Origin of the sequence: Streptomyces sp. NBC_00986 (assembly GCF_045162565.1) — a bacterium.
Lineage (GTDB): Bacteria > Actinomycetota > Actinomycetes > Streptomycetales > Streptomycetaceae > Streptomyces.
The window spans coordinates 7742368-7756016 of record NZ_CP108733.1 but is presented as its reverse complement, the minus strand read 5'-3'; the positions used below and the strand labels follow the sequence as shown (position 1 = coordinate 7756016).

Annotated in this window: 12 protein-coding genes and 2 tRNA genes; 3 read left to right on the top strand and 11 right to left on the bottom strand. The window is 67.8% G+C overall.

Going from position 1 to position 13649, the window contains the following annotated elements:
* Positions 1-269: 269 nt before the first annotated feature.
* The 4 genes from ndk to OG504_RS34690 all read right to left on the bottom strand — a co-directional run bounded on the left by ndk (position 270) and on the right by OG504_RS34690 (position 5454).
* Complete coding sequence (ndk, locus tag OG504_RS34705) at positions 270-683, bottom strand: nucleoside-diphosphate kinase (protein WP_033285892.1); 414 nt, start codon at positions 681-683, stop codon at positions 270-272.
* Positions 684-783: 100 nt separating this feature from the next.
* Positions 784-1149 (bottom strand): DUF4233 domain-containing protein, encoded by a 366-nt coding sequence (locus OG504_RS34700; protein ID WP_405993332.1) that lies wholly within the window; start codon positions 1147-1149, stop codon positions 784-786.
* Between the two features lie 6 nt (positions 1150-1155).
* Positions 1156-2643: a bifunctional folylpolyglutamate synthase/dihydrofolate synthase gene (locus OG504_RS34695; RefSeq protein ID WP_405993331.1), complete on the bottom strand. Its 1488-nt coding sequence runs from the start codon at positions 2641-2643 to the stop codon at positions 1156-1158.
* A 186-nt stretch (positions 2644-2829) separates the two neighbouring features.
* Positions 2830-5454, bottom strand: coding sequence for a valine--tRNA ligase (locus OG504_RS34690; protein WP_405993330.1), 2625 nt, complete (start codon positions 5452-5454; stop codon positions 2830-2832).
* Between the two features lie 136 nt (positions 5455-5590).
* Between OG504_RS34690 and OG504_RS34685 the strand changes: the two genes are divergently transcribed.
* The gene (locus OG504_RS34685) at positions 5591-6595 is read left to right on the top strand and encodes a hypothetical protein (protein WP_405993329.1); all 1005 of its coding nucleotides are present in this window, start codon (positions 5591-5593) and stop codon (positions 6593-6595) included.
* A gap of 93 nt (positions 6596-6688) precedes the next feature.
* On the opposite strand, the gene clpX is transcribed toward OG504_RS34685, so the two are convergent.
* The 5 genes from clpX to OG504_RS34660 all read right to left on the bottom strand — a co-directional run bounded on the left by clpX (position 6689) and on the right by OG504_RS34660 (position 11471).
* Positions 6689-7975, bottom strand: a complete 1287-nt coding sequence (clpX, locus tag OG504_RS34680) for an ATP-dependent Clp protease ATP-binding subunit ClpX (protein WP_033285988.1) — start codon at positions 7973-7975, stop codon at positions 6689-6691.
* A gap of 160 nt (positions 7976-8135) precedes the next feature.
* Complete coding sequence (locus tag OG504_RS34675) at positions 8136-8816, bottom strand: ATP-dependent Clp protease proteolytic subunit (RefSeq protein WP_405839990.1); 681 nt, start codon at positions 8814-8816, stop codon at positions 8136-8138.
* A 49-nt stretch (positions 8817-8865) separates the two neighbouring features.
* Positions 8866-9468 carry an ATP-dependent Clp protease proteolytic subunit gene (locus OG504_RS34670; RefSeq protein ID WP_033285987.1) on the bottom strand — a complete coding sequence of 201 codons (603 nt, stop codon included), beginning with the start codon at positions 9466-9468 and terminating at the stop codon, positions 8866-8868.
* Positions 9469-9835: 367 nt separating this feature from the next.
* Positions 9836-11200 carry a trigger factor gene (gene tig / locus OG504_RS34665; RefSeq protein WP_405993328.1) on the bottom strand — a complete coding sequence of 455 codons (1365 nt, stop codon included), beginning with the start codon at positions 11198-11200 and terminating at the stop codon, positions 9836-9838.
* A 194-nt stretch (positions 11201-11394) separates the two neighbouring features.
* Positions 11395-11471: transfer RNA gene (locus OG504_RS34660), tRNA-Pro, on the bottom strand.
* 164 nt (positions 11472-11635) lie between these two features.
* Between OG504_RS34660 and OG504_RS34655 the strand changes: the two genes are divergently transcribed.
* Positions 11636-11709: transfer RNA gene (locus tag OG504_RS34655), tRNA-Gly, on the top strand.
* 82 nt (positions 11710-11791) lie between these two features.
* On the opposite strand, the gene OG504_RS34650 is transcribed toward OG504_RS34655, so the two are convergent.
* A complete protein-coding gene (locus tag OG504_RS34650; RefSeq protein ID WP_405993327.1) occupies positions 11792-12025 on the bottom strand; it encodes a hypothetical protein in 234 nt (77 codons plus the stop codon).
* A gap of 11 nt (positions 12026-12036) precedes the next feature.
* Positions 12037-12231, bottom strand: a complete 195-nt coding sequence (locus tag OG504_RS34645; RefSeq protein ID WP_026151384.1) for a hypothetical protein — start codon at positions 12229-12231, stop codon at positions 12037-12039.
* Between the two features lie 303 nt (positions 12232-12534).
* Here OG504_RS34645 and OG504_RS34640 point away from each other — a divergent pair, with 303 nt between their 5' ends.
* Entirely contained in the window at positions 12535-13641 is a 1107-nt protein-coding gene (locus tag OG504_RS34640; RefSeq protein WP_405993326.1) for an acyltransferase family protein, read from the top strand.
* Positions 13642-13649 lie beyond the last annotated feature (8 nt).

Sequence of the window (13649 nt, the reverse complement as noted above, 5' to 3'; positions counted from 1 at the left end):
CCCATCAGGATTCGTCTGGCCTTCCTGGGAGCTTTTGAGGGCTTTTCAGGTCGGCGAAGTGGGTGCTGTGACGTGAAGGCTTCCATCGTAGACGCGCCATCACGAACACTGCGCGAGGGTCTTCGCCATTGTCAGCATGTGAGGCGCGGCCTCGCTTGTGGAGACGGCCCAACGGGGGCACTCGTTCCCCCGATCGGCACGCATATGCCAAGAGACGGCCGGAAAAACACGGCCGCCCCTGGTCAGGCATGTGGGTTACTGATGGAGATTCAGCCGCGCCCGGGGAAGAAGATCTTCACCTCGCGTTCGGCGGACTCCTCCGAGTCCGAGGCGTGGATCAGGTTCTCCCGGACGATGACTCCGAAGTCGCCGCGGATGGAGCCCGGCGCGGCGGCGATCGGGTCGGTCGGACCGGCCAGCTGGCGTACGCCCTCGATGACCCGGTCGCCCTCGACGATCAGGGCGAGCACCGGGCCGGAGGCCATGAACTCCATCAGCGGCTCGTAGAACGGCTTGCCCTTGTGCTCGCCGTAGTGCTGCTCCAGGGTGTCCTGGTCCAGGGTGCGCAGCTCCAGCGCGGTGATCTGCCAGCCGGCCTTGCGCTCGATGCGGCTGATGATCTCGCCGGTCAGGCCACGACGTACGGCGTCGGGCTTGAGCAGGACGAGGGTGCGCTGGGTCACGACAGGACTCCTTCTGATCATGATGGTGCGGGACGGCTCACGGTCGTGTCACGGTCGTCTCACGACAAGGCCGAGGCTACAGGGCGTGTCCATGCGTCCATTACGCAGCGTCAGGTGTAGTGGAGTCGGTCTGCGCGGCCTGCGCCGCGAACCGCGCCTTCGCCTCGTCGATCTTCCGACCGTAGTGGACCGAGGCCCACCACAGGGCCGCGAAGATCGCCCCGAGGAAGAACATCGACGGTACGACGAGGCCCGACGCGATCAGCGCGATCTGGAGCGCCCAGCCGAGCGCGATGCCGGCCGGCCGGGTCACCACGCCGCACAGCGCGACGGACAGGAACATCGCGATCCCGCACACCGTCCACACGGTGGAGGTGGCCAGGTCCGGGTCCTTCATGGCCACGAGCCCGGCGAAACCGATCACGAAGAACTCGCCGATCAGCGTGGAAGAACAGAGCGTACGCACGGAAGGTCAGCCCCTCCCCAGGAGCAGTCGGGCCTCACCCACGGTGATGACGGAACCGGTGACGAGCACACCGCCGCCCGCGAACTCGCCGTCCTCCTCGGCCAGCGTGATCGCGGCCTCCAGCGCGTCGGGCAGCCGCGGCTCGACCTGCACGCGCTCGTCGCCGAACACCTCGACGGCGATGCCGGCCAGCTCGTCCACGTCCATCGCGCGGTGACTGGAGTTCTGCGTGACGACGACCTCGGCGAACATCGGCTCGAACGCTTCGAGCAGCCCGCGCACGTTCTTGTCGCCGCTGGCGCCCACGACCCCGATCAGCTTGCTGAAGTCGAACGCCTCCGCCACGGCCTCGGCGGTCGCACGGGCGCCCGCCGGGTTGTGCGCCGCGTCCAGCACGACGGTCGGCGACCGCCGCACCACCTCCAGCCGCCCGGGCGAGGTGACCGACGCGAAGGCCTTCCGCACGGTGTCGATCGCGAGCGGATCGGGCCGCTGCGCCCCCACCCCGAAGAACGCTTCCACGGCGGCGAGCGCCACGGCGGCGTTGTGCGCCTGGTACGGGCCGTGCAGGGGGAGGTAGATCTCCTCGTACTCGCCGCCGAGCCCGCGGAGGTTGATGAGCTGTCCGCCGACCGCGACGTTCCGGGACACGACCCCGAATTCGAGACCCTCCCGGGCCACGGTCGCGTCCACCTCGACGGCCTTCTTCAGCAGCACCTGCGCCGCGTCCACCGGCTGCTGCGCCAGGATCACGGTCGCGTCCTGCTTGACGATGCCGGCCTTCTCGGTGGCGATCTCGCCCGTCGTCCCGCCGAGGCGCTCGGTGTGGTCGAGATCGATGGGGGTGACCACGGCGACGGCTGCGTCGATGACGTTGGTGGCGTCCCAGCTGCCGCCCATGCCGACCTCTACGACGGCCACGTCGACCGGCGCGTCCGCGAACGCGGCGTACGCCATGCCCGTGAGCACCTCGAAGAACGACAGGCGGAACTCCTGCTGTGCGTCGACCATCTCGATGTACGGCTTGATGTCCTCGTACGTCTCGATGAAGCGCTCGGCGGAGATCGGGGCGCCGTCGAGGCTGATGCGTTCGGTGATCGACTGAACGTGGGGGGAGGTGTAACGGCCGGTGCGCAGTTCGAAGGCGCCGAGGAGCGCCTCGATCATGCGGGCCGTGGAGGTCTTGCCGTTCGTTCCCGTGATGTGGATCGAGGGGTACGAGCGTTGGGGGTCGCCCAGGACGTCCATCAGCGCGGCGATGCGGCTGACCGACGGCTCCAGCTTGGTCTCGCCCCAGCGGGTGGCGAGGTCGGCCTCTACGGCGCGGAGGGCTTTGTCCAGGGCGGGGTCTTCCGGACGGCCCGGGACGTCTGCCTGGGGGGCGCCGGTGCCTTGGGCTCGTAGGGTGCGGCTGCCGGCCTCGATGACCGCGAGGTCGGGGTCGCGGTCGGTCTCGGCCTCGATGATCTCGTCGAACGGGTCGCTGTCAGTCACGTGGGTCAGTCTACGGAGGTTGGGGTGGTCTTTCGTCTGCGGGCCCGGTGGGGGCTGGTCGCGCAGTTCCCCGCGCCCCTTGGGTACGGGAGGGCGCCCGGCGCTGAAAGGGCCCCGGGCGCCCCAAAGGCAGGCGAAGGGCCCCGGTGCTGAATACACACCGGGGCCCCACCTGACCACAAACCCCTACGCCTCCGGCAAGCCGTCCAGCTGGGCCTTGATGCGGGTGATGTCCTCGTCCGCCTTGGAGAGGCGGCCGCGGATCTTGTCGACCACGTTGTCCGGGGCCTTGGCCAGGAACGCCTCGTTGCCGAGCTTCGCCTCAGCCTGCTGGCGCTCCTTCTCCGCCGCCGCCAGATCCTTCGCGAGGCGCTTCCGCTCCGCCGCAATGTCGATCGTGCCGGAGAGGTCGAGGGCGACCGTGGCACCGCCGACCGGGAGGGTCGCCGTGGCCGCGAAGGCGTCGCCCTCGGGCTGGAGGCGGAGGAGCTGGCGGATGGCGGCCTCGTGGGGGGCCAGGGCCGTGCCGTCCAGGGTGAGGCGGGCCGGGACGCGCTGGCCGGGCTGGAGGCCCTGGTCGGCGCGGAAACGGCGGACCTCGGTGATGACCTGCTGGAGGGTCTCGATCTCCTTCTCGGCCGGTGCGTCACGGAAGCCGGAGTCCTTCGGCCAGTCCGCGATGACGATCGACTCGCCGCCCGTGAGGGTCGTCCAGAGCGTCTCCGTGACGAACGGGACGATCGGGTGCAGCAACTTCAGGGTGACGTCCAGGACTTCACCGAGGACGCGCTTGGAGACCTCGGCCGGTTCGCCGCCCGCCATGAACGTCGTCTTGGACAACTCGACGTACCAGTCGAAGACTTCGTCCCACGCGAAGTGGAACAGCGCGTCGGAGAGCTTCGCGAACTGGTAGTCCTCGTAGAGCGCGTCGACTTCGGCGACCGTGGAGTTGAGGCGGGACAGGATCCAGCGGTCGGTCGCCGACAGGCGGTCGGCGTCCGGGAGTTCGCCCTCGATCGTCGCGCCGTTCATGAGCGCGAAGCGGGTCGCGTTCCAGAGCTTGTTGGCGAAGTTGCGCGAACCCTGGACCCAGTCCTCGCCGATCGGGACGTCGACGCCCGGGTTGGCGCCGCGCGCGAGGGTGAAACGAAGCGCGTCGGAGCCGTACTTGTCCATCCAGTCGAGCGGATTGACCGCGTTCCCGAAGGACTTGGACATCTTCTTGCCGAACTGGTCGCGGACCATGCCATGCAGGGCGATGGTGTGGAACGGCGGGGTGCCGTCCATCGCGTAGAGGCCGAACATCATCATCCGGGCGACCCAGAAGAAGAGGATGTCGTAGCCGGTGACCAGGACGGAGTTCGGGTAGAACTTCGCGAGCGACTCGGTCTGTTCGGGCCAGCCGAGGGTGGAGAAGGGCCACAGGCCGGAGGAGAACCAGGTGTCGAGGACATCGGTGTCCTGGTGCCAGCCCTCGCCGGTCGGGGCCTCGTCGTCGGGGCCGACACAGACGACCTCGCCGTTCGGGCCGTACCAGACCGGGATGCGGTGGCCCCACCACAACTGCCGTGAGATGCACCAGTCGTGGAGGTTGTCGACCCAGTCGAAGTAGCGCTTCTCCATCTCCTGGGGGTGGATCTTGACCCGGCCGTCACGGACCGCGTCGCCGGCCGCCTTCGCGAGCGGGGCGACCTTGACCCACCACTGCATGGACAGCCGCGGCTCGATGGTCGTCTTGCAGCGCGAGCAGTGGCCGACCGAGTGGACGTACGGCCGCTTCTCGGCGACGATCCGGCCCTCGGCGCGCAGGGCGGCGACGATCGCGGAGCGGGCTTCGAGGCGGTCCTGGCCCTGGAAGGGGCCGGGGACGGTGATGACGGCGTGCTCGTCCATGACCGTGATGGCCGGGAGGTCGTGCCGCTGGCCGATCTCGAAGTCGTTCGGGTCGTGGGCCGGGGTGACCTTGACGGCACCCGTGCCGAACTCGGGGTCGACGTGCTCGTCCGCGACGACCGGGATGGAACGGTCGGTCAGCGGCAGCTTGATGAGCTTGCCGACGAGGTGCTTGTAGCGCTCGTCCGACGGGTGAACGGCGACGGCCGTGTCACCGAGCATGGTCTCGGCGCGAGTTGTGGCGACGACGATGGTCTCGTCCCCGTCGCCGTACTTCATGGAGACGAGCTCGCCGTCGTCGTCCTGGTACTCGACCTCGATGTCGGAGATCGCGGTGAGACAGCGCGGGCACCAGTTGATGATGCGCTCGGCGCGGTAGATCAACTCGTCGTCGTAGAGCCGCTTGAAGATGGTCTGGACGGACTGGGAAAGGCCCTCGTCCATGGTGAAGCGCTCGCGCGACCACGCGACACCGTCGCCGAGGCGGCGCATCTGGCCGGAGATCTGCCCGCCGGACTCGCCCTTCCACTGCCAGACGCGCTCGACGAACGCCTCACGGCCCAGGTCGTGGCGGGACTTGCCCTCCTTGCCCAGCTCGCGCTCGACGACGTTCTGCGTGGCGATGCCGGCGTGGTCCATGCCGGGCTGCCACAACGTCTCGTACCCCTGCATGCGCTTGCGGCGCGTGAGGGCGTCGATGAGCGTGTGCTCGAAGGCGTGCCCGAGGTGCAGGCTGCCCGTGACGTTCGGCGGCGGGATGACGATCGTGTACGGCGGCTTCTCGCTCTTCGCGTCGGCCTCGAAGTAACCCCGCTCCACCCAGCGCTCGTACAGCGGCCCCTCTACATCGGCCGGCGCGTACTGGGTCGGCAGTTCGGAGTCGGGCGCTGATGGCTGCTGCTGAGCGTTCTCGGTCACGGGCCCAGTTTAGGGGTGTCGCGGCGGTGTCCCGAAACGCGTTTGTTCTGTAACGGTGCGCCCCCCGATGCTCTGCGCTTCCTGTGACTGGGCCAGGATGTCGGGATCACATAAACATCTGGAGGGGAACCCAGAAATGAGCTACAACCAGCCGGGCCCGTACGGCGGGCAGCCCCAGCAGCCCGGTCCGTACGGTCAGCCGGGCCCCTACGGCCAGCCTCCCCAGCAGGCGCCGCAGGGCGCCCCCCAGCCCGGCTACGGCTACCCCCAGCAGGCTCCCCCCGCCCAGCCCGGCTACGGCTATCCGGCACAGCAGCCCCCGCAGGGCGTCCCGCCGCAGGGCCCCTACGGACAGCCGCAGCCGCCGTACGGCCAGCAGGCGCCCTATGGCCAACCTCCTTACGGGCAGCCCCCGTACGGCGTTCCGCAGCCGCCGCCCGGCGGGAAGAAGAAGACCGGGCTCATCATCGGCGCGGTGGCGGTCGTGGCCGCGATCGGCGTGGGTGTGTACTTCGTGCTCGGCTACACCGGGTCGTCCGGTCTCGCGGACGACGGTCCGCACAAGCTGACGACACCGGCGAAGGTGCTCGGCGACTACAACCGGGCCACCAAGGATGGCGACACCAGCGACAGCGGCTCGTCGACCGTGAAGGACCTGGAGAAGAGCGGCGTCAAGAACGGCACCGCCGTCTTCGGCGCCTACACCACGGCCGACCTGAGCGGCTACAACCCGAGCGACCCCTCCACCGCGCCCAGCGCGGCGGAGCTGCTCACGGCCAAGGGCATCTCGCTCATCGGCGCCTACGGCAAGATCGCCGATCCGCAGAAGGCCCTGGACGCGTTCTTCGCGGACATCCAGAAGGACGTCAACCAGAGCGGCTCCTCCAGCAGTTCGTCGGGCGGCAGCAAGCTGGTCGGGGACCCCGAGTCGGTCGACGTCAACGGCGCGGTCATGAAGTGCCAGGCGGCCAAGGGCACCAACCAGGTGACCAAGAAGACACAGACCGACTGGTTCTGCGCCTGGGCCGACTACAGCACCATCGCGATGGTCTCCCCCGGTGACAACACGGCCGATGTGTCCAAGGACACCGCCGTCTCCATGACGACCAAGCTCCGCAAGGAAGTCCGGGTGAAGACCTGACCCCGGAGGCCCGGAGGCCTCGACCACGAAGGGCGCCCGGTCAGTTGACTGACCGGGCGCCCTTCGTGTCGTACAAGGAAGCAGTCGTAGCGGCTACGCCGTCTTCTGCTCGCCCGGGCCGCGGCCGCGTGCGTCGCGCGGGATCAGGGTCGGGTTGACGTTCGACAGGACGACGTCCGCCGTGATGACGACCCGGGCCACGTCCTTGCGGGACGGGACCTCGTACATGACGCCCTGGAGGACTTCCTCCATGATGGCGCGCAGGCCGCGCGCGCCGGTCTGGCGGAGGATCGCCTGGTCGGCGATGGCCTCGAGGGCCTCGCGCTCGAAGTCCAGCTCCACGCCGTCGAGTTCGAAGAGGCGCTCGTACTGCTTGACGAGTGCGTTGCGCGGCTCGATGAGGATCTGGAGCAGGGCCTCGCGGTCCAGGTTGTGGACCGAGGTGATGACGGGCAGCCGGCCGATGAACTCGGGGATCATGCCGAACTTCACCAGGTCCTCGGGCATGACGTCCTCGAACTGGTCCTTGGCCTGCAGCTCCCGCTTCGAGCGGATCGTCGCGCCGAAGCCGATGCCCTTCGCGCCGGCCCTGGACTCGATGAGCTTCTCCAGGCCCGAGAAGGCGCCGCCCACGATGAACAGGACGTTCGTCGTGTCGATCTGGATGAACTCCTGGTGCGGGTGCTTACGGCCGCCCTGCGGCGGGACCGAGGCCGTGGTGCCCTCCAGGATCTTCAACAGGGCCTGCTGGACGCCCTCGCCGGACACATCGCGCGTGATCGACGGGTTCTCGCTCTTGCGGGCGACCTTGTCGATCTCGTCGATGTAGATGATGCCCGTCTCGGCCTTCTTGACGTCGTAGTCGGCGGCCTGGATGAGCTTCAGCAGGATGTTCTCGACGTCCTCGCCGACATAGCCCGCCTCCGTGAGCGCGGTCGCGTCGGCGATCGCGAACGGCACGTTCAACATGCGGGCCAGGGTCTGTGCGAGGAGGGTCTTGCCCGAGCCCGTGGGGCCGAGCAGGAGGATGTTGGACTTCGCCAACTCGATGGCGTCCTCGCGGCTCTGGCCGCCGCCGTTCTCACCGGCCTGGACGCGCTTGTAGTGGTTGTACACCGCGACCGAGAGTGCCTTCTTCGCCGACTCCTGGCCGACCACGTACCCCTCGAGGAACTCGTAGATCTCGCGGGGCTTGGGAAGTTCCTCCCAGCGGACCTCGCTCGTCTCCGCGAGTTCTTCCTCGATGATCTCGTTGCAGAGGTCGATGCACTCGTCGCAGATGTACACACCGGGCCCTGCGATGAGCTTCTTGACCTGCTTCTGGCTCTTGCCGCAGAACGAGCACTTGAGCAGATCGCCGCCGTCACCGATGCGTGCCACGGTGTGCTTCCCCTTCGCCTGGGAGACGCCTAGGTCCAGCGACTCCTGGTGCTGCCTTATGTCCGACGGTACCTTGCCGGGCCCCCCGTTCGGGCCCCCCTTGGCACGGTTCACTTCCACGTGGACCGTGCCGAGGGGTGGTGGACGATACAGGTCCGGGTCAGCGGACGTCGGCGTTGTTCATCTTCCGGGTGGAGATGATCTGGTCGATCAGGCCGTACGCCAGGGCGTCCTCGGCCGTGAGGATCTTGTCGCGCTCGATGTCCTCGCGGATCTTGTCCAGCGGGGTCGTCGAGTGCTTGGCCAGCATGTCCTCCAGCTGGGCACGCATGCGGAGGATCTCGTTGGCCGCGATCTCGAGGTCGGAGACCTGGCCCCGGCCCGTCTCGCTGTACGGCTGGTGGATCAGCACGCGCGCGTTCGGCAGCGCCATGCGCTTGCCCGGCGTACCGGCCGCCAGCAGGACGGCGGCGGCGGACGCGGCCTGGCCCATGCAGACCGTCTGGACGTCCGGCTTCACGAACTGCATCGTGTCGTAGATCGCGGTCAGCGCGGTGAAGGAGCCACCGGGGCTGTTGATGTAGATCGAGATGTCGCGGTCGGGGTCCATCGACTCCAGGCACAGCAGCTGCGCCATGACGTCGTTGGCCGACGCGTCGTCGATCTGGACACCGAGGAAGATCACGCGCTCCTCGAAGAGCTTCGCGTACGGGTCGTACTCACGGACACCCTGCGAGGTGCGCTCGACGAAACGCGGGATCACGTAACGGGACTCGGCGGCGGGAGCCGTGTATTCGGCGCGTGCGCGGTCGTACAGGCCGGTGCCGGGGAAGTCGTTCACTGTCTCTCTCCTAGGGGCTGAGGCGGTCGGCTGGGGGCTGTCTGGGGCCTCAGGCCCCGGTACCGCCGCCGCCCGGCATACCGGCGGCCGTGGGAATCACGTCGTCGATGAGGCCGTACTCCTTGGCCTCGAGCGCGTCGAACCAGCGGTCGCGGTCCGAGTCGCGGGTGATCTGCTCGATGCTCTGGCCCGTGTGCTGGGACGTGAGCTCGGCCATGCGCTTCTTGGTGTGCAGCAGCCGCTCCGCGTGGATCTTGATGTCGGAGGCCGAACCGGCCAGGCCGGCGGAGGGCTGGTGGATCAGGATCTCGGCGTTCGGCAGCGCGAAGCGCTTGCCCGGGGTACCCGCGCTGAGAAGGAACTGGCCCATGGAGGCGGCGAGGCCCATGGCGATGGTCACCACGTCGTTCTTGATGAACTGCATGGTGTCGTAGATCGCCATGCCGGCCGTGATCGAGCCGCCGGGGCTGTTGATGTAGAGGTAGATGTCCTTGTCGGGGTCGGCGGCAAGGAGGAGGAGCTGCGCGGTGATCTTGTTGGCGATGTCGTCGTCGACCGCCTGGCCGAGGAAGATGATCCGCTCACCGAGCAGCCGGTTGTAGACCTGGTCGCCGAGGCCACCGATAGAGGGCTCGCCGGCGGCTGTAGGCATCAGATTCGTCACGTATCCACCTGCTCGTCTTTACGACGGCGCCGGGCCGTCTCACGTGTACTGCCGGGGGCAACGGGGACTCCCCTGCCCTCGTATTCATGGACCCTAACGCGCGGGTCCCTTCGGAGAATCCCGCAAAGGGAACTGTTCGCTGTCAGCGCATGCGCTGCGCCGGCCTGAGCGGAATCCCTCGCGGTGGGGTGGGTGCGGTCTGTGGCGAGGCTGCGGGTGAGTGGGGGCTGAGCGCGCCCGCGCGGCGGAGCCGCAAATCGATACAGCCCCGCGCCCCTTCAGGGGCGCTCCGGTGAGCGGTACGACAAAGGGCCCCGGGGCTCGATGCAAACCCCAGGGCCCCTCGTGTGGCTGCTTACGCCTCGGTGGGCTCCTCGGCGGCGGCCTCTACGGTCTCCGCCGTCTCGTCCTCGTCGTCCAGGTCGACGATCTCGCCGTTGGTGTCCTTCACCGTGGCGGCCTCGACCACTACGGCCAGGGCCTTGCCGCGGGCCACCTCGCCGACCAGGAGGGGGACCTGGCCGCCTTCGACGACGGCCTGGGCGAACTGGTCGGGGGACATGCCGGAGGAGGCCGCGCGGCGCATGAGGTGCTCGGTGAGCTCCTCCTGGTTGACGTTCAGCTTCTCCTTGTTGACGAGCTCGTCGAGGACGAACTGCGTCTTGATGCCCTTGACCGCGGCTTCCTTGGTCTCGGTGTCGAACTCCTCGGCCGTCTTGCCCTGGATCTCCAGGTACTTGTCGAGGTCGAGGCCCATCTGGCCGAGCTGGTGGTGCTCCAGGTTGTGCTTGCGGGTGTTGATCTCGTCCTCGAGCAGCTTCTCGGGGACGGGCACCTCGACGAGCTCCAGCAGCTTCTCCAGGACGCGCTCCTGGGCCTGCGTGGCCTGGTCGTACTGCTTCATGTTCTCGAGGCGCTTGCGGCTGTCCGCGCGCAGCTCCTCCAGGGTGTCGAACTCGGAGGCGAGCTGTGCGAACTCGTCGTCCAGCGCGGGCAGTTCGCGGGCGGCGACCTGGGTGACCTTGACGGTGACCTGGGCCTCCTGGCCGGCCGCGGAGCCGCCCTTGAGCTCGGAGGCGAAGGTGGCCTCGCCACCGGCCTCCAGGCCGGTCACGGCCTCGTCGATGCCCTCGAGCAGCTCGCCGGAACCGATGGTGTAGGAGACACCCTCGGCGACGCCGTCCTCGAGGACCTCTCCGTCGACCTTGGCCTCCAGGTCGAGGGTGACGACGTCACCGTCGACGGCCGCGCGCTCGACCGGGGAGGTCGCCGCGAAGCGCTCGCGGAGCTGCTCGACCGACTCGTCGATGTCCGCTTCGCTGACCTCGACGGCGTCGACCTCGACCTCGATGCCCGAGTAGTCCGGGATCTCGATGGTCGGGCGGATGTCGACCTCGGCGGTGAAGTTCAGCGTCTCGCCGTCCTTCAGCTCCGTGATGTCGACCTCGGGCTGGCCGAGCGGGTTGAGCTCCGCCTCGTTGACCGCCTCGGTGTAGAACTTCGGAAGCGCGTCGTTGACCGCCTCCTCCAGGACCGCACCGCGGCCGAACCGCTGGTCGATGACGCGCGCCGGGATCTTGCCCTTCCGGAAGCCCTTCACCGTGACCTGCTGGTTGATCTTCTTGTACGCCGCGTCGAGGCTGTCCTTGAGCTCCTCGAAGGGCACCTCGATGCTGAGCCGAACCCGGGTCGGGTTCAGGGTCTCCACGGCGCTCTTCACGGTTCGGTCTCCTTGGGGGCTGACTTCTTGGTTTGCGGACCCAGACAGGTCCGGCGGTTTCTGGTCGCCCGGAGGACTTCAGAGTGTGAGAGACACACGGGCGCGCAGCTTGCATAGTAGCCGCAGCGACGAGACCCCCCAAAAGGCGATCCCGCGAGGTACTGGTGTGATACCGGACCCGAAGGTCCGGCAGGTGGTCGGGGTGGCGGGATTTGAACCCACGGCCTTCCGCTCCCAAAGCGGACGCGCTACCAAGCTGCGCCACACCCCGTCTGGTGCGACACGTAGGGTACATGCCCGCAGGCGGTGAAGCCGCCGCATTTCACGAGCGCCGGGGTGCCGGAGGGGGCATGGGGAATGCGGTGTGCGCGGAGGGCACCCGACCCGCTACGATGCCTTCTGTGCCGCGGTCGTCTGACCTGCGGCGCGTCGTGTGCGGGCGTAGCTCAATGGTAGAGCACTAGTCTTCCAAACTAGCTACGCGGGTTCGATTCCCGTCGCCCGCTCCAGGCATCTCAGGGCCAGGCCGGAGGATCACTCCTCGGTCTGGCCCTGATGCGTTCCCCGCCTTTTGGCCGGAAAGGGGAGGCTTCAGGGGAGCCGTCGGAGCCAGAGTGTGGCGAGACCGTAGGCGGCGAGCGCCGCGGCGAAGCCGACGAGGCCCGATGCCGTGTACGCCCAGTCGGGCAGCGCGTGCCGGAAGTAGTCGAACGTGACATCGCGCGCGAACAGGAAGGCGGCGAACGCCGCGAACAAGGCGCCCGCCGACTCCTTGGTGAACCGTCGACGCGTCGGTGTCGAACCCCTCGCCGTGCGCTGCGGCACGCGCGCCTCCATCAGAAGCTGATCGAGTTGATCGTCTCCGCCAGCGAGTTTATGAACCGGTTGATGGACGGAGCCATCCCGGTCGAGGCGAGGAAGAAGCCGAAGAGGATCGCGACTATGGCTGGGCCGGCCTTGATCGATCCCCCTCGGATCAACACCACCAGGATGATCGCCAACAGCAGCACCACAGACAGTGAAATGGCCACAACTGATCACACCCTCGGTCGGTCCGCTCTCCCGGCCCGGGGACGCAACCCGCGCACCCCGCCAGAACCATCGTGCCACCAACGCGGCCCACGTATGCGGCGGGTGACGGATCGTTGGTCGCAAAGGTTCGGCAGGGATGTGTTCGCAGTTCGTTCGCATTATTGGCATGCGCACATGAACAGGCCTTCCCCGTGTACCCTTTTGCGCCTTTTGATCGGGATGAATCGTGACATCGTGAACAGATTCCGGACGCGCGTCCGATGGTTTCACCGATTCCCGAGGGCAACGCTAGGGTGCCTCAGATGTTCCACGTTGACACGCCCCCGGGCCAGAACGAACAGAGCAAACAGAACGAAAAGAACGAACAGCCCACATCGCGCGACGCGTTCTTCGACAACGCGAAGTACCTGGCGATCCTGCTGGTCGCCATCGGGCACTCCTGGGAGCCCCTGAAGGGCGACAGCAGAGTGCTCCAGGGCCTGTACATGGTCGTGTACACCTTCCACATGCCGGCGTTCATCGTCATCTCCGGCTATTTCTCCCGCAGTTTCGACATGAGCCCCGCCCGGCTGAAGCGGCTCCTCACCGGTGTCGCGCTGCCGTACATCGTCTTCGAGATCGCGTACTCGCTCTTCAGCCGCTACGCCAACGACGACCCGCACCAGCAGATCACCCTGCTCGACCCGCTGTATCTCACCTGGTTCCTCTGCTCGTTGTTCATCTGGCGGCTCACCACCCCGATCTGGAAACTGGTCCGGCACCCGCTGCCGATCGCCCTCGGCATCGCCATGCTCGCCTCCTGCACGCCTGCCATCACCGACGACTTCGATCTGCAGCGGACGGCGCAGTTCCTGCCGTACTTCGTGCTCGGCCTGGTCCTCAAGCCCGAGCACTTCCAGCTGGTTCGGCGGCCCGAGATGCGGAAGCTGGCGGTGCCGGTGTTCGTGAGCGCGCTGGTGTTCGGCTACTGGGCGGTGCCGCGGATGAACGCGAGCTGGCTCTACCACCACGACTCCGCGCAGGAGTTCGCCGCTCCCTGGTGGGTCGGGCCGGTGATGATGCTCGCGATGTTCGGCTGCTCGCTGCTGCTGACCGCCGCCTTCTACTCCTGGGTACCGAGCCGCACGACCTGGTTCACGGCGCTCGGCGCGGGCACGCTGTACGGCTATCTGCTGCACGGCTTCCTGATCAAGGGCGCCGGTTACGCGGGCCTGTACGACCACGCCTGGCTGCACCGGCCGTACGGCGTCGCCCTGGTGACCGCCCTCGCGGTCACCGGCGTCACCCTGCTGTGCACCCCGCCCGTACGCCGGGTGTTCCGCTTCGTGATCGAGCCCCGCATGGAGTGGGCGTTCAAGCGCGACGCGGCCGAAGTCGCCCGTGAACGGCAGAGCACACTGGTGGGCTGAGCAGCCGG